This is a genomic window from Streptomyces fulvorobeus, from assembly GCF_013167895.1.
GTDB classification, from domain to species: Bacteria; Actinomycetota; Actinomycetes; order Streptomycetales; family Streptomycetaceae; genus Streptomyces; species Streptomyces fulvorobeus.
The window spans coordinates 809117-824075 of record NZ_BLWC01000001.1 but is presented as its reverse complement, the minus strand read 5'-3'; the positions used below and the strand labels follow the sequence as shown (position 1 = coordinate 824075).

Genomic DNA, 14959 nt, shown 5'->3' with positions numbered 1-14959 from the left:
GTGGCAGACTGGTCCTGTACCAGCAGCAGCGCACTCCGGGGTCGGTGTAATTCCGAACCGGCGGTTACAGTCCGCGACCCGTCCGCATCCAGCGGCCGGTTGACCAGGTGAGATTCCTGGACCGACGGTGAAAGTCCGGATGGGAGGCAGTGCGCGGCGGGCCGTCACAGGTACGCCGCCGTCGGCGGATGCGTTCCGGGATCTCCCGGAACAGGCGCGTCCGTGTCCTCGGTCACGGCGTCCCCTGTCGCGTTCCGCTTCATCTGTCGTCATCGACAGGCCCCGGAGTCCGTGCCCGAAGAGGCAGGAGGACCCGGTGGACACCGCAGCCGACATCACCGCCATGCGGCGCGCGATCACGCTCGCATCCCGCGGTCTCGGCTCCACCAGCCCCAACCCCGTCGTCGGGTGCGTCATCCTCGACGCCGCCGGAACACCGGTGGGCGAAGGCTTCCACCAGCGGGCCGGCGGCCCTCACGCCGAGATCCACGCCCTGCGCGCCGCCGGCGGGCGCGCCCGCGGCGGCACCGCGTACGTGACCCTCGAACCCTGCAACCACACCGGCCGGACCGGCCCCTGCGCCCAGGCGCTCGTCGAGGCCGGGGTGAGCCGGGTCGTCTACGCGGTCGGGGACCCGGACCCGCAGGCCACAGGCGGTGCGCAGACTCTGCGGGCAGCCGGGGTCGAGACCGTGGGAGGGCTCCTCGCCGAGGAGGCCGAGGCGGGCAACGCCGCCTGGCTCACCTCCGTGCGCCTCGGCCGTCCCTACGTCCTGTGGAAGTACGCGGCGACCCTGGACGGCCGGATCGCGGCGGCCGACGCCACCAGCCGCTGGATCACCTCACCCGAGGCCCGCGCCGACGTCCACCGGCTGCGCGCCGAGGCCGACGCCGTGATCGTCGGCTCCGGCACCGCGCGCACCGACGACCCGCAGCTCGGCGTACGCGGCGTCGAGGGCGCCCGCCAGCCGCTCAGGGTGGTCGTCGACACCACCGCGACCGCCGTACGGCCCGGCGCCCGCGTCCTGGACGGCACCGCGCCCACCCTGATCGCCGTCGCGCGGGACGCCGGCGCGGACCACCTGCCCGCGCGGAGCGTGCTCCGGCTTCCCCGGTCCGCCACCGGGCGCGGCCTCGACATCCAGGCGCTCCTCGGCGCCCTGCACGCCCGAGGCGTCCGCTCCGTGCTCCTCGAAGGCGGGCCGGTCCTGGCCGGTGCCTTCGTCGCCGCGGGAACGGTCGACAAAGTCGTCGGCTATCTCGCCCCGGTCCTCCTCGGCGCGGGCCCCGCGGCCCTCGCCGACGCCGGAATCTCCACCATCTCCCGGGCGTTGCGCCTCGATGTGACCGAGACCGTCCGTATCGGCCCCGATCTCCGCATCACCGCCGTCCCCGCCCCTGCTCGGAAGGGAAACTGAGTGTTCACCGGAATTGTCGAAGAACTGGGTGAGGTCACCGCCGTCGAGGAGCTGGAGGACGCCTCCCGCTTCCGCCTGCGTGGTCCCGTCGTCACCGAGGGCGCCAAGCACGGTGACTCGATCGCCGTCAACGGCGTCTGCCTCACCGTCGTGGACGTCGGCGAGCACGAGTTCACCGCCGACGTGATGGCGGAGACCCTGAACCGGTCGAGCCTCGGTGCGCTGGCCGCCGGCTCCCGGGTCAACCTGGAGCGGCCCATGGCACTCGGCGGCAGGCTCGGCGGGCACATCGTCCAGGGACACGTCGACGGCACGGGCCGCGTCGTCGCCCGCCAGGTCTCGGAGAACTGGGAGATCGTCACGGTCTCCCTCCCGGCGGAGCTGACCCGGTACGTGGTGGAGAAGGGGTCGGTCACCGTCGACGGCGTGAGCCTGACCGTCGTCGAGGCCGGACCCGACTACTTCACCATCAGCCTCATCCCCACCACCCTCGCCCTGACGACGCTCGGTCTCAAGCAGCCCGGCGACCCGGTCAACCTGGAGGTGGACGTCATCGCCAAGTACGTCGAGCGCCTGCTCGGCGACCGCGCCGTCCAGGAGCCGGCGAAGTGAACCCCCTCACCTGGCTGAACTCGGAGGCGTTCACCGCCTTCGGCCAGCACATCATCTGGTCCGACCTGATCGGCAACACGATCGGCCTGATCGCCCTGACCCTCGGCTGGCTCCGCTCCGTCTGGACCTGGCCCGCCCAGCTCCTCTCCGGCCTTGTCCTCATCGCCGCCAACGTCTCCGTGCAGCAGGCGGGCAGCGTCGGCAAGCAGCTGATCGTCGTCGCCGTCGCCGTCTGGGGATGGCAGCAGTGGACCCGCGGCAGGCAGCGGGCGCAGGACGGCTCGATCGCCGTCCGCTTCGCCACCTGGCGCGAGCGCGGCTACCTGATCGGCGGCGCCGTACTCGGCACACTCGCGGTCGGCGGCCTCTTCACCGCGTTCCCCTCGCTCTCCTGGAGCCCCTGGGCCGACGCCTACATCTTCGCGGGCACGCTCGTCGCGATGCTCGCGCAGGCCCGCGGGCTGGTCGAGTTCTGGTTCGCGTGGCTGCTCGTCGACCTGGTCGGCGTACCGCTGAACTTCCACAGCGGGCTCGCCTTCTCCGGTCTCATCTACGTCGTCTACGGCGCCCTCGTCCTGTGGGGCATGCGCGACTGGTGGCTGCGTACGCGGACACCTCCTCTGGAAGGAGCCACGGCATGACTGCCCAGCCCACCTGGCCGCACCCGGACCACGGCGCCCTCGCCCTGGACCTCTCGCTCGACCCCGTCGAGCAGGCCGTCCGCGACATCGCCGCCGGCCGCCCCGTCGTGGTCGTCGACGACGAGGACCGCGAGAACGAGGGCGACCTCGTCATCGCGGCGGAGAAGGCCACCCCGGAGATCATCGCCTTCATGATGAGCGAGTGCCGCGGCCTGATCTGCGCACCCATGGAGGGCGACGAGCTGGAACGGCTCGAACTGCCGCAGATGGTCGGCCACAACACCGAGTCCATGAAGACGGCCTTCACCGTCTCCGTCGACGCGTCCGCCGCGCACGGGGTCAGCACCGGCATCTCCGCCGCCGACCGCGCCACCACCCTGCGCATGCTGGCGGGAGGGCGGGCGGGCCCCGGCGACTTCGTACGCCCCGGCCACATCTTCCCGCTCCGCGCCCGCTCCGGCGGTGTCCTCGCCCGCAACGGCCACACCGAGGCCGCCGTCGACCTGGCCCGCCTCGCCGGGCTGAGGCCCGCGGGCGCCATCGTGGAGATCGCGGGCGAGGACGGCGTCATGCTGCGCCTGCCCGAACTGGTCCCCTTCGCCCGCAAGCACGGGCTCACGATCATCTCCATCGAGGATCTGATCGCCTACCGCCGCAGCTCCGAGCCGACGGTCCGCCGCGAGGCGGAGGTCCGGCTGCCGACCACCTTCGGCGAGTTCACCGCGTACGGCTACCGCTCGATCATCGACGGCGTCGAGCACGTGGCCCTCGTCCACGGCGACCTCGGGGACGGCGACGACATCCTGGTCAGAATCCACTCCGAGTGCCTGACCGGCGACATCTTCCAGTCCCAGCGGTGCGACTGCGGCCCCCAGCTGCACGCCTCCATGGAGCGCATCACCCAGGAGGGCCGAGGCGTCGTCGTCTACCTCCGCGGCCACGAGGGCCGGGGCATCGGCCTGCTCTCCAAGCTCCGCGCGTACGAGCTCCAGGAGCGGGGCGTCGACACCCTCGACGCCAACCTGGAACTCGGCCTGCCCGCCGACGCCCGGGACTACGCCGCCGGTGCCCGGATGCTCCTCGACCTCGGCGTCCACAGCGTCCGGCTGATGACCAACAACCCCGAGAAGACCGCGGCGGTCCTGCGCCACGGTCTGGCGGTGACAGGCCGCGAGCCCATGCCCGTCCAGGCGGGCGAACACAACCTGCGGTACCTGCGCACCAAGCGCGACCGGATGGGGCACGACCTGCCCTGGCTCGACGCGATCCCCGCGTCGACCTGCGGCAACCAGTAACGACCACGGAACGAGCAGGAGAGAGACATGAGCGGCAAGGGCGCACCCGAACTGTCCGTACGCAACTGCGGTGACCTGCGGGTCGCGGTGATCGCGGCCCAGTGGCACGAGAAGGTCATGGACGGTCTCGTCGACGGCGCGCTGCGGGCCCTGCACGACCTCGGCATCGACGAGCCGACGCTGCTCCGCGTCCCCGGCAGCTTCGAGCTCCCGGTCGTGGCCAAGGTCCTGGCGGGACGCGGTTACGACGCGATCGTCGCCCTCGGCGTGATCATCCGAGGGGGTACCCCTCACTTCGAGTACGTGTCCCAGGGCGTCACCCTTGGCCTCACCCAGGTCACCGTCGACACGGGAGTCCCCGTCGGCTTCGGCGTCCTCACCTGTGACACCGAGGAGCAGGCACTCGACCGCGCCGGCCTCGCCGGGTCCAACGAGGACAAGGGGCACGAAGCGGTCACCGCCGCCGTGGCGACCGCCGCGACGCTGCGCACCGTCAGCGAACCCTGGCGCTGAGTACGGGCCCAGGACCCCGTATTCTAAGGACATCATGGCGAACAAAACCTTCGAAGAGCTCTTCGCCGAGCTCCAGCTCAAGGCCGCCAACGGCGACCCCACCACCTCCCGTACCGCCGAACTGGTGGACAAGGGAGTGCATGCCATCGGCAAGAAGGTCGTCGAGGAGGCCGCCGAAGTCTGGATGGCCGCCGAGTACGAGGGCAAAGAGGCCGCGGCGGAGGAGATCTCGCAGCTGTTGTACCACGTCCAGGTGATGATGGTGGCCCGCGGAATCTCCCTCGACGACGTCTACGCCCACCTCTGAGCCGACGCGCCCTCCGGCCCGTACACCCGCAGAACACCCCTTCGCACAAAGGAAACCTGACCTCATGCTGCGCATCGCCATCCCCAACAAGGGTGCACTCTCCGGGCCTGCGATGGCGATGCTCCATGAGGCCGGCTACCAGCAGCGCAAGGAGTCGAAGGAACTCGTCCTGGTCGACCCGGAGAACGAGGTCGAGTTCTTCTACCTGCGCCCCCGCGACATCGCGATCTACGTCAGCTCCGGCCGCCTCGACATCGGCATCACCGGCCGGGACCTGCTGCTGGACTCCGGCGCCGACGCCGAGGAGATCCTCCAGCTCGGCTTCGCCCGCTCCACGTTCCGTTACGCCACGAAGCCCGGCACGGCCGAGGGCCCGCAGGACTTCGACGGCATGACGATCGCCACGTCCTACGAGGGCATCGTCGAGAAGCACCTCGCCGAGATCGGCGTCAACGCCTCCGTCGTCCACCTCGACGGCGCGGTCGAGACCGCCGTCGAGCTGGGCGTCGCCCAGGTCATCGCCGACGTCGTCGAGACGGGCACCAGCCTGCGCAACGCCGGACTGGAGGTCATCGGCGAGCCGATCATGAAGTCGGAAGCCGTCGTCATCCGCCGTACCGGCGCCCCCGGCGACGACCCCAAGGTCCAGCAGTTCCTCCGCCGCCTCCAGGGCGTCCTGGTCGCCCGCAGCTACGTGATGATGGACTACGACTGCCGCGTCGAGCACCTGGAGCGCGCCGTGGCCCTCACCCCGGGCCTGGAGTCGCCGACCATCTCCCCGCTGCACCACGAGGGCTGGGTCGCCGTCCGCTCCATGGTCGCCGCCAAGGAGGCCCAGCGGATCATGGACGACCTGTACGAACTGGGCGCCCGGGCCATCCTCACCACGGCCATCCACGCCTGCCGCCTCTGACGGCCGGAGAACCACCGCACACCGGAAGACGAGACCTGATGACCGCCCCCGCGCCCCGGCCCGAACCGCCCGCCCTCCCGGTCACCTTCCGGCCCACCCGCACCCGGGTGGTCCTGCTGAGCGTCGGCGTGGCGATGTTCGTCGTCATCACCGTCGTCGCCCTGGCACTGGAGAAGCTGAGCCCGGCGGAGCGGACCAGCTTCGTCTTCGTGGCGCTGCTCTTCTTCGGCGTCCTGGCCCTGCTCAGCCGGCCCAGGATCGTCGCCGACCAGTCCGGCGTCACGGTCGTCAACCTGACCCGCACCCGCAGGCTGGCCTGGGAGGAGATCCTCCGCGTCAACCTGCGGGTCGGAGACCCCTGGGTCTTCCTCGACCTCAGCGACGGCACCAGCCTGCCCGCCCTCGGCATCCAGCCCGGAATCGCCAAGGCCCAGGCCGTCCGCGACGCCCGCGCGCTCCGCGCACTCGCCGAGTCCCGCGGCACGGGAGCGGACGCCGATACGCGCAACGGCTGAGCCCTCTGCCCCCACGGCCCCTTGTTGACTACTCTTGGGGGCGGAGGCGCCCTGTGCGCCCCGCCCCGCACGAGAGGTCCACGAGGCCGGCGGGGCTTTCCTGCGACCCAAGGAGTGACTCCCTCCAGCAATGGACGGATCGTCCGGTAGTACCTGCGCCGCCCCACCAGAGCCAGAGTCCACGCTCTTCCCGGAGGCGGCGGTATGACCACCCCCCTGCTGCTGCTCGCGGCGGCATTCCTTCTCATCCTCGCCAACGGATTCTTCGTGGCGGCCGAGTTCGGGCTCGTCACGGTGGAACGGGCGGACGCCGAACGCGCCGCCGCCGAAGGCGACCGCCGGGCCCGCACCGTCGTCGCCGCCCTGCGGGAACTCTCCTTCCAGCTCTCCGGCACCCAGCTGGGCATCACGATCACCTCGCTGGTCGTCGGCATGCTCGCCGAACCGGCACTCGCCCGACTGCTGGCCGGACCGCTCACCGCCACCGGACTGCCCGCCGGGGCCGTCCCCGGGGCGGGCGTCGTCATCGGCATGCTGCTGGCCGCCGCGGTGCAGATGGTGATCGGCGAACTCGTACCGAAGAACTGGGCGGTCTCGCGGCCGCTCCAGGTCGCCCGGTTCGTCGCCGGCCCCCAGCACCGCTTCGCCACGGTCTTCCGGCCGGTGATCACCGCCCTGAACACCACCGCCAACCGGCTGGTACGCCTGATGGGCGTCGAGCCCACCGACGAGCTGGCCTCCGCCAGGACACCGGGCGAGCTGGTCTCGCTGGCCCAGCACTCCGCCGAGGCGGGCGCGCTGGAACAGGACACCGCCGACCTCTTCGTACGCACCCTCTCGCTCGCCGGGCTCACGACGCAGCACGTCATGACCCCGCGGGTGAAGGTCAGCGCCCTCCAGTCCTCGGCGACCGCCGCGGACGTCCTCAACCTCACCCGCGCCACCGGCCTCTCCCGCTTCCCGGTCTACCGCGAACGCATCGACGAGGTCGTCGGCATGGTCCACCTCAAGGACGCCCTCGCGGTCCCCGCGGGGGACCGGCTGCGTACGCCCGCCGGCCGGATCGCCGTACCGCCGCTCCTGGTCCCGGAGACACTGCCCGTGGAGCAGCTGCTGCACCGCCTGCGCCACGAGCAGCCGATCGCCGTGGTGGTGGACGAGTACGGCGGCACCGCCGGTGTCGTCACTCTCGAGGACATCATCGAGGAACTCGTCGGCGAGGTCAGGGACGAGCACGACGCGGTCGGCGCCGACCGGCCGGAGTTCGTGCCGGCCGTCTCCGAGGACGGGCGCCCCGCCTGGGACGTCGAGGGCAGCTGCCGGGTCCTCACCCTGCGCCGGATCGGCCTCGACGTGCCCGAGGGCCCGTACGAGACCGTCGCGGGGCTGATCGCCGGCCTGCTGGGACGCATCCCGGCCCCCGGCGACCGGACCGAACTCCCCGGCTGGCGGATCGCCGTCCGCCAGGTCGGCCACTACCGGGCCGAACGCGTCCGCTTCGTGCGTCTGACCGAGGCGCCCGAACCGGACCGGTACGCATCGGCCCACAGCCGGCTGGAGGCCGTGCGATGAGTCTCGTCCAGTTGGTGTTCGCGGGGCTGCTCGTGCTCGCGAACGGTTTCTTCGTCGGTGCCGAGTTCGCGCTCGTCTCCGTACGCCGCAGCCAGGTCGAACCGCTCGCGGCGAGCGGGTCCAGCCGGGCCGGGAAGGTCCTGTACGGGCTGGAGAACCTGCCGCGGATGATGGCGGCCGCCCAGTTCGGCATCACCCTGTGCTCCCTCACCCTGGGAGCCGTCGCCGAACCGACCGTCGCCCACCTGCTGGAGCCGGTCTTCCACGCGGCGCACGTGCCCGAGGGCCTCATCCACCCCCTCGGCTACGCGCTGGCCCTGGCCCTCGTGGTCTTCCTCCATCTCGTCATCGGCGAGATGGTCCCGAAGAACCTGGCGATGGCCGCCCCCGAGAAGACCGCGCTGTGGCTCAGCCCCGGGCTCGTCGGCTTCGCCCGGCTCTGCCGCCCGGTCACCGCGGCCCTGGGCGTCTGCGCGCGCCTGGTCCTGCGGCTCTTCAAGGTCGAGCCCAGGGACGAGGTCGAGGCGGTCTTCACCAGCGAGCAGCTCAACCGGCTCGTCGAGGACTCCGGTCAGGCCGGGCTGCTGGAACCGGCGGCGCAGGAGCGCCTGGAGGACGCGCTGGAGATGGGCAGCAGGCCCGTCACCGACGTACTCCTCGACCGGGCGTCCCTGGTGACGGTCGACCCCTCGGTGACCCCGCGCCGGCTGGAGGAGCTGACCGTCCGCACCGGCTATTCGCGCTTCCCGGTCCGCGCGGAGGGCGGCGGCCCGTTCATGGGCTACCTGCACGTCAAGGACGTGCTGGACCTGGAGGACGACGAACGTGCCGTCCCGCAGCAGGTCTGGCGCCCGATGGCGACCGTACGGGCGGAGCTCCCGCTGGACGACGCCCTGACCGTCATGCGCCGGGCGGCGACCCACCTGGCACAGGTCGCCGACGCCTCGGGGCGGGTCCTGGGACTCGTCGCCATGGAGGACGTCCTGGAGATGCTGGTCGGCGAGGTCCGCGACCCGGCCCACCGGCTCTCGGTACCCCGCCGCACGGTGCCCGTCCCGCAGGACCACAGGGAGACCAAGGCCATGGCCGTCCACCCCTGACCCGGGCGGCGCCGGGTCCCCTTCGCCGGGCGGGCGGAACCAGGCCCGTCCGGCGAGCGGGGACGGCCCTTCAGCCGGTTCCGGCGCCCGGGGACGAACCGCCCAGCCGGACGCTCCGGAGCCGGGCCCTCACCCCGGGCCCGGCTCCGCCACCGGACCCGGCCCCCGGTTCACCGGCCCCCTGCCGGACAGCACCTCGCCGTACGCCTGCATGAGATCCGGCAGCCGCAGGGTGGCGAGATCGTCCCGGGTCGGCACCGCCGCGTACCCGGAGAGCCGCAGGTCACGGTAGGCGCAGCTCTTCTCGTACAGGGTCCGCAGGAACCGTCCGTTGCCCAGCTCGTCGATCCAGCACTGGTCCACGACGTGCCCGCTGATGCTGCGCAGCTCCTCCAGGGACTCCTCGTCCCACGCGTCCCCGTTCTCCGCCGCCAGCACCCCGCCGATCGCGGTCAGTTCCGGCGGACGGTAGCTGGGGAAGTCGACGCGGCTCGTGAACCGTGAGGAGAGCCCCGGGTTCGTGGCGAGCAGCCGGTCCATGCCCTCCGGGTAGCCCGCGAGGATCACCACGAGATGGTCCCGGTTGTCCTCGGCCCGCTTCAGGAGGACCTGGAGAGCCTCGTCCCCGTAGGCGTCGCCCTTGCTGTAGCCGGAGTTGGAGAGGCTGTACGCCTCGTCGACGAACAGCACACCGCCGAGCGCCGAATCGATCAGCTCGTTCGCCTTGACCGCCGTCTGGCCGAGGAACTCGCCGACCAGGTCGGCCCGCTGCGCCTCGACCAGGTGGTCGCCACCGAGCAGGCCCAGCGCGTAGAACACCCGGCCCAGAATGCGGGCGACCGTCGTCTTGCCCGTGCCGGAAGGGCCGGAGAAGACGAAGTGCCGCTTCGGCGGCTGGACGGGCAGTCCCTGCTCGGCGCGCAGACGCGCCATGTTCAGCTGGGCGGAGAGGGCCTTGACCTGGCGTTTCACCGGTTCGAGGCCGACCATCCGCTCCAGTTCGGCCAGCGCGTCGGCGAGCAGCGCGGGGTCGCTGTGCCCCGCCGGGAGGACCACAGGCCCCGGCCGGCCGGCCACCGGCGCCTTCTCCCGCACCCCGCCGGCCGGCGAGGGCAGGACGATCCCCGCCGGGCCGCCCTGCGGATCGCCGCCGGCCCATGGCTCCCGGCCGTCCACCAGATCGGTGCCCAGCAGCGCTTCGCCGTCGGTCTGCGTCTCCGTGCCCCCACCGTCCGCACCGAAGCCGGCCAGCGCGACGGAGGCGAGGTCGGCCGAATCGTCGTAGCCGTCGCCCTCGGAGATCGCCGCGAGCCGGGCCGAGGTGTCCATGAACGCGGGGTCGACCCGGTGCACCGCCCGGTAGAGGGGCAGGGCCGCGGCGCTGCGGCCCGTGCCCTCGTGTGCCCTCGCCAGCCAGTAGCGCAGCTCCTTGCGCTGCGGCTGCTCGCTGCGGCAGCGCATCAGCGCGGCGGAGAGCAGCGGCTCGGCCTGCCCGTACATCTCCAGCCGCACCCGGGCCATGCCCCCGAACAGCCCGGCCTCGATGCCGAGCAGCGGGTCCTCGACGAGCTGCTCGGTGTTGCGTACGAGCTGCTCCCAGTCCTTGACCAGATACGAGCGGCAGGCGTGCAGGAACCGCACCTGCGGGTCCGCGTCGACCGGCGGCAGCCCGGCGAGGGCCCGGTCGAGCTCGGGCACGTGCCGGCCGTCCAGCCAGTGGGAGGCGTGGGCGAGCAGCAGGTCGCGCGGGCTCTCCAGGACGGGCTGCACCCACCAGCCCAGCCAGTACCAGGAGTTGAGGGTACGGCGGTGGCGGGCGCGCTGTTCGCCGAAGCGTTCACGATGGCGGTACATGCGCAGCAGCGCGGTGGTCGTGTCGACCCGCAGGGCATGGAGGCCGAGCCAGCCGTCCGCCATGCCGGGATCGAAGCGCACCGCTGTGCGGAACTCCTCCTCGGCCTGCGGATACGCGCCCATGGTGTAGGCGTCGACGCCACGCAGCCAGGCGAGGTCGGCGGGGGCCTGCGCGCCCTGCGTGCCGATGTCCATCAGGTCCCCCACAAACCGTGCCCCCAGGATGTCCCGCCCGCACAGCATGCCCACCTGGACGCGTTGAATCACCGTGCCGGAGACGGGAATTGACCACACCGCAGTGCATCGTACCCGCGAAGACGGCAGGCGACTAAGGACGTGGCCGACGCCCGGCCGTGACCGTGGGTGAGCGTAGAGCTCCGTACAGGGCCGCCCCAGGAGAGGGTGAGGGCAGAACGAAGCCCCCGGTCACGGGGAACAACCGGGGGCTTCGTGTCTACGGGGCTCCGAAAAGCCGCACATTGAGAACGTAAGACCTGTACGGCCCCTCGGTCAAGCGGAGTTGAGGCACTTCCCGGCCGATTCCGGACGGCTCAGCAGGGCGGTGCCATACCTTCACCATGAGTGACGAAATGGTTCACCCCTGTGGTGGCACGGGGACCCTTCGACCACTCGTACCCCACCGGCAACTGCCGTATCAGGGCATCGGCGAAGGGGCGGGAGGGGTCGTCGGCGAAATGCCGTTGCTCGGCGGCCGTCCAGCCGTCCCAGAACTCCCCGAGCCCGGGGCCGTCCCGGTGCCGGCCGCGTTCCCAGGAGGGGCCGCTCGCCAGCTCCATCCACAGCAGTCCCGCGAGCAGCGGCCGCACCTCCCGCCGCCCCGATCCCACGCCCTCCATCAGGACCACGGGCGCGGGTGCCAGGGTCCGCGCCGGGCCGAAGCGCCGCCGCGTCCAGTCGTACGGCGCGTAGCGCCCGCACTCGCCGCGCGAGAGCGGCAGGAGCACCTGCTCGCGCAGTCGGCCCGTCCAGGCGAAGAGCTCGTCGTGGGTCGCGAGATCGTCCAGGTGGAGCACGGGCGCGTCCCCGAGCGCCGCCGAGAGCCGGGCGGCCAACGTGCTCTTGCCCGAACCGGCGTGCCCGTCGACCGCGATCAGCCGTACGGGGCCGCAGGAGGGCGGCAGGGCCCGCAGGGCGCGGGCGTGCTCAGCGGGGTCGCTCATCCGCCCAGCCTACGAGCCCGGCCGGAGCAGCCGCAGGCCACGCCAGTGGAGCAGACCAATATTGGTCCGGCGGCACAAGCCGAATCGCTGGCCGAACGGTGCCGCGACCCGCGATAGTTGCCCCACTGACCGGCACCCGCAGCCCCATTCCGCTCATGACCGGGGGTCTCGCCCATGACCAGATCGACTTCGCGCAGAACCGTGCTGACCGCCGCGCTCGCGGCAGCCGCGACCGGCGGCACGATGGCATCGGCCGCGTCCGCCGCCGCCACGGCGCCCGGCACCGCCGCCGCCTCGCAGGTGGACAACCGCTTCTGGAGTACCTACACCGACTGGCGCTGCGGCTCCGGAGCGGGCACCCGTGTGCTCGCGGGCCGCCGGCCGGGCCTGCGGATCTCCGCTCCCACCGGGCGCCGTGGCTACACCGACCCGCACACCGGAACGACCGGTGAATGGGAGTACGCGACGTGGACCTCACCGGTCCACCGGTCCACGGTCCCGGCCACCGAGGTGATCGCCTCCTGGAACGCCGACACCCCCGCGGGCACCTGGATCCAGATCGAACTGCTCGGCAGCTACACCGACGGCACCGACACCCCCTGGTACGTGATGGGCCGCTGGGCGGCGGGCGACGGTGACATCCGGCGCACCTCCGTCGACGGCCAGAGCGACGGCAAGAGCTCGATCTGGACCGACACCTTCGCCGTGGACGACCCGGCGAGCGGGCTCCGGCTGGTCTCCTACCGGCTGCGGCTCACCCTCCACCGCACGCCCGGGACCAGCCTCACGCCCACGGTCCGCCGGATCGGCGCGATGGCCTCCGACATCCCGGACCGCTTCACCGTCCCCGCCACCGCGCCCGCAGTGGCACGCGAGCTCGTGGTCCCGCGCTACTCGCAGAACATCCACGCGGGGGAGTACCCGGAGTACGACAACGGGGGCGAGGCGTGGTGCAGCCCCACCTCCTCGCAGATGATCATCGAGTACTGGGGGCGGAGGCCCACCGCCGACGACCTCGCCTGGGTCAGGCCGGAGATCGCTGATCCGCAGGTCTGCCACGCGGCCCGGTACACGTTCGACCACCAGTACGAGGGGTGCGGCAACTGGCCCTTCAACGCCGCCTACGCCGCCACGTACAAGGACATGGGTGCCGTGGTCACCCGGCTCGGTTCGCTGGTGGATCTGGAGAAGCTGATCGGCGCCGGCATCCCGGTCATCACGTCGCAGTCCTTCATCAAGGAGGAGCTGACCGGAGCGGGCTACGGGACCGCGGGCCACCTGATGACGGTGATCGGCTTCACCGCCGCAGGGGACGTCATCGCGAACGACCCCGCCTCGCCGTCCAACGAGGCCGTACGCCGCGTCTACCGGCGCCGCGAATGGGAGAACATCTGGCTGAGGACCAAGCGGTACGACGCCACCGGCCGGGTCAGGGGAGGCTCGGGCGGAGTCTGCTACGTCTACTTCCCCGCCTCGGCGACAGCGGCGCAGACCCGTGTCCTGAAGGAGCTGGGAATCCTCTGACGCCCCCGGGGCGGGGAGCCCGCCCGGCTCCCCGCCCCACCGCCGCAGCCCGGTGCGAGGGTCCGGGCCCTCCGGCCGCCGCCGCACCCTTCGTGCACCCCGTGACGGCAGAGCTCCGATCGGGCATACTCAAGCCGCCACAGCCGCTGGCCAGCGCCTCTCGTGATCCGGGAGGGCAGGATCGGTTGGGGAGTCACGCATTTCCGGGCGATGCCCGGGATCACCCGGCGGCGCCGCTCCTACCCCGCGCGTGCGACCGCCGCTACGCCCGACAGGGAGGAGAGCGCTGTCATGACCGACCGTGCCCCGCAGCTGGTGGAACGCAGCCTGCCCACCGAGGAGTCCCGGCAGCTGGTCGCGCTCGTACGCGACATCGCGTCCAGGGAGATCGCGCCCCGCGCGGCCGAGGAGGAGGAAGCGGGCCTGTTCCCGCGCGAGGTCTTCACCCTGCTCTCCGGGTCCGGACTGCTCGGACTGCCCTACGACGCGGACCACGGCGGCGGTGACCAGCCCTACGAGGTCTACCTCCAGGTCCTTGAAGAGCTCGCGGCGGCCCGCCTCACCGTGGGCCTCGGCGTCAGCGTCCACTCGCTGGCCTGCCACGCCCTCGCCGGATACGGCACCAAGGAGCAGCAGGCCGCGCACCTCCCCGCGATGCTCTCCGGCGGTCTCCTGGGCGCCTACTGCCTCTCGGAGCCGGCGTCCGGCTCGGATGCCGCGTCGCTGCGCACGAAGGCCGTGCGCGACGGCGGGGACTGGGTCCTCACCGGTACGAAGGCGTGGATCACCCACGGCGGGATCGCCGACTTCTACACGGTCCTCGCGCGCACCGGTGTGGAGGGTCCCCGAGGCATCACGGCCTTCCTCGTCCCGGGCGGTGCCGAAGGGCTCAACGCGGCCCTCCCGGAGAAGAAGATGGGCATGAAGGGCTCGCCCACCGCCCAGCTGAACTTCGACGGCGTCAGGATTCCGGACGCCCGCCGCATCGGCGATGAGGGGCAGGGATTCGCCATCGCCCTGTCCGCGCTCGACTCAGGGCGGCTGGGGATCGCGGCCTGCGCGGTCGGCGTGGCCCAGGCGGCGCTCACGGAAGCGGTCGGGTACGCGGTGGAGCGGCGCCAGTTCGGCCGTCCCGTCGCCGACTTCCAGGGGCTGCGGTTCATGCTCGCCGACATGGCCACCCAGATCGAGGCCGGCCGCTCGCTCTACCTGGCGGCGGCCAGGCTGCGCGACGCCGGCCGGCCGTTCTCCCGGGAGGCGGCGATGGCGAAGCTCTTCTGCACGGACGCGGCCATGCGGGTGACCACCGATGCCGTGCAGGTGCTCGGCGGCTACGGCTACACGCTCGACTTCCCCGTCGAACGCCTGATGCGCGAGGCCAAGGTGCTCCAGATCGTCGAAGGCACCAACCAGATCCAGCGCATGGTCATCGCCCGTCACCTCGCGGGTCCCGAGACGCGCTGAAGGGCCCGGAGCGGCCCGGTGGGCGGGCCGGCCGGGCGCGGGAAGCCCGGC

The 14959-nt window shown here is 72.1% G+C and carries 14 protein-coding genes and 1 riboswitch; of the genes, 12 read left to right on the top strand and 2 right to left on the bottom strand.

The window, feature by feature from the left end:
- Positions 1-26: 26 nt before the first annotated feature.
- Positions 27-157, top strand: a riboswitch (FMN riboswitch).
- A 159-nt stretch (positions 158-316) separates the two neighbouring features.
- The 10 genes from ribD (at position 317) to Sfulv_RS03495 (ending at position 8885) form a co-directional block, all read left to right on the top strand.
- Complete coding sequence (gene ribD / locus Sfulv_RS03540; RefSeq protein WP_173311215.1) at positions 317-1417, top strand: bifunctional diaminohydroxyphosphoribosylaminopyrimidine deaminase/5-amino-6-(5-phosphoribosylamino)uracil reductase RibD; 1101 nt, start codon at positions 317-319, stop codon at positions 1415-1417.
- Complete coding sequence (locus tag Sfulv_RS03535) at positions 1418-2029, top strand: riboflavin synthase (protein WP_173311212.1); 612 nt, start codon at positions 1418-1420, stop codon at positions 2027-2029.
- Positions 2026-2670, top strand: a complete 645-nt coding sequence (locus Sfulv_RS03530) for a nicotinamide mononucleotide transporter family protein (protein ID WP_173311209.1) — start codon at positions 2026-2028, stop codon at positions 2668-2670. Before Sfulv_RS03535 ends, Sfulv_RS03530 begins: the two co-directional genes overlap by 4 nt.
- On the top strand, positions 2667-3965 hold the full coding sequence (locus Sfulv_RS03525) for a bifunctional 3,4-dihydroxy-2-butanone-4-phosphate synthase/GTP cyclohydrolase II (RefSeq protein WP_173311207.1): 1299 nt from the start codon (positions 2667-2669) through the stop codon (positions 3963-3965). Before Sfulv_RS03530 ends, Sfulv_RS03525 begins: the two co-directional genes overlap by 4 nt.
- Positions 3966-3992: 27 nt before the next feature.
- The gene (gene ribH, locus Sfulv_RS03520; RefSeq protein WP_173311204.1) at positions 3993-4478 is read left to right on the top strand and encodes a 6,7-dimethyl-8-ribityllumazine synthase; all 486 of its coding nucleotides are present in this window, start codon (positions 3993-3995) and stop codon (positions 4476-4478) included.
- 34 nt (positions 4479-4512) lie between these two features.
- Positions 4513-4785 (top strand): phosphoribosyl-ATP diphosphatase, encoded by a 273-nt coding sequence (locus Sfulv_RS03515; RefSeq protein ID WP_173311201.1) that lies wholly within the window; start codon positions 4513-4515, stop codon positions 4783-4785.
- Between the two features lie 64 nt (positions 4786-4849).
- Complete coding sequence (gene hisG / locus Sfulv_RS03510) at positions 4850-5698, top strand: ATP phosphoribosyltransferase (protein WP_173311198.1); 849 nt, start codon at positions 4850-4852, stop codon at positions 5696-5698.
- 38 nt (positions 5699-5736) lie between these two features.
- Positions 5737-6213, top strand: a complete 477-nt coding sequence (locus tag Sfulv_RS03505) for a PH domain-containing protein (RefSeq protein ID WP_173311195.1) — start codon at positions 5737-5739, stop codon at positions 6211-6213.
- A gap of 204 nt (positions 6214-6417) precedes the next feature.
- Positions 6418-7785, top strand: coding sequence for a hemolysin family protein (locus tag Sfulv_RS03500; protein ID WP_173311192.1), 1368 nt, complete (start codon positions 6418-6420; stop codon positions 7783-7785).
- Complete coding sequence (locus tag Sfulv_RS03495; RefSeq protein WP_173311189.1) at positions 7782-8885, top strand: hemolysin family protein; 1104 nt, start codon at positions 7782-7784, stop codon at positions 8883-8885. Before Sfulv_RS03500 ends, Sfulv_RS03495 begins: the two co-directional genes overlap by 4 nt.
- 129 nt (positions 8886-9014) lie before the next feature.
- Here the strand turns inward: Sfulv_RS03495 and Sfulv_RS03490 are convergent, their stop codons facing one another.
- Both Sfulv_RS03490 and Sfulv_RS03485 read right to left on the bottom strand, forming a co-directional pair.
- Positions 9015-10982: an AAA family ATPase gene (locus Sfulv_RS03490; RefSeq protein ID WP_173317564.1), complete on the bottom strand. Its 1968-nt coding sequence runs from the start codon at positions 10980-10982 to the stop codon at positions 9015-9017.
- Positions 10983-11290: 308 nt separating this feature from the next.
- Complete coding sequence (locus tag Sfulv_RS03485) at positions 11291-11920, bottom strand: uridine kinase family protein (RefSeq protein ID WP_173311187.1); 630 nt, start codon at positions 11918-11920, stop codon at positions 11291-11293.
- 174 nt (positions 11921-12094) lie between these two features.
- Between Sfulv_RS03485 and Sfulv_RS03480 the strand changes: the two genes are divergently transcribed.
- Together Sfulv_RS03480 and Sfulv_RS03475 are read left to right on the top strand one after the other, a co-directional pair.
- Positions 12095-13444: a C39 family peptidase gene (locus Sfulv_RS03480; RefSeq protein ID WP_173311184.1), complete on the top strand. Its 1350-nt coding sequence runs from the start codon at positions 12095-12097 to the stop codon at positions 13442-13444.
- Between the two features lie 291 nt (positions 13445-13735).
- Complete coding sequence (locus tag Sfulv_RS03475; RefSeq protein WP_173311181.1) at positions 13736-14908, top strand: acyl-CoA dehydrogenase family protein; 1173 nt, start codon at positions 13736-13738, stop codon at positions 14906-14908.
- Positions 14909-14959: the final 51 nt, after the last annotated feature.

Excerpts from the sequence above, each read along its gene's own strand:
- Sfulv_RS03480 (WP_173311184.1), top strand. The coding sequence starts at position 12,095 with ATGACCAGATCGACTTCGCGCAGAACCGTGCTGACCGCCGCGCTCGCG.
- Sfulv_RS03515 (WP_173311201.1), top strand. The coding sequence starts at position 4,513 with ATGGCGAACAAAACCTTCGAAGAGCTCTTCGCCGAGCTCCAGCTCAAG.
- Sfulv_RS03495 (WP_173311189.1), top strand. The coding sequence starts at position 7,782 with ATGAGTCTCGTCCAGTTGGTGTTCGCGGGGCTGCTCGTGCTCGCGAAC.
- Sfulv_RS03525 (WP_173311207.1), top strand. The coding sequence starts at position 2,667 with ATGACTGCCCAGCCCACCTGGCCGCACCCGGACCACGGCGCCCTCGCC.
- ribH (WP_173311204.1), top strand. The coding sequence starts at position 3,993 with ATGAGCGGCAAGGGCGCACCCGAACTGTCCGTACGCAACTGCGGTGAC.
- Sfulv_RS03500 (WP_173311192.1), top strand. The coding sequence starts at position 6,418 with ATGACCACCCCCCTGCTGCTGCTCGCGGCGGCATTCCTTCTCATCCTC.
- Sfulv_RS03505 (WP_173311195.1), top strand. The coding sequence starts at position 5,737 with ATGACCGCCCCCGCGCCCCGGCCCGAACCGCCCGCCCTCCCGGTCACC.
- Sfulv_RS03475 (WP_173311181.1), top strand. The coding sequence starts at position 13,736 with ATGACCGACCGTGCCCCGCAGCTGGTGGAACGCAGCCTGCCCACCGAG.
- Sfulv_RS03485 (WP_173311187.1), bottom strand. The coding sequence starts at position 11,920 with ATGAGCGACCCCGCTGAGCACGCCCGCGCCCTGCGGGCCCTGCCGCCC.
- hisG (WP_173311198.1), top strand. The coding sequence starts at position 4,850 with ATGCTGCGCATCGCCATCCCCAACAAGGGTGCACTCTCCGGGCCTGCG.
- Sfulv_RS03490 (WP_173317564.1), bottom strand. The coding sequence starts at position 10,982 with ATGCTGTGCGGGCGGGACATCCTGGGGGCACGGTTTGTGGGGGACCTG.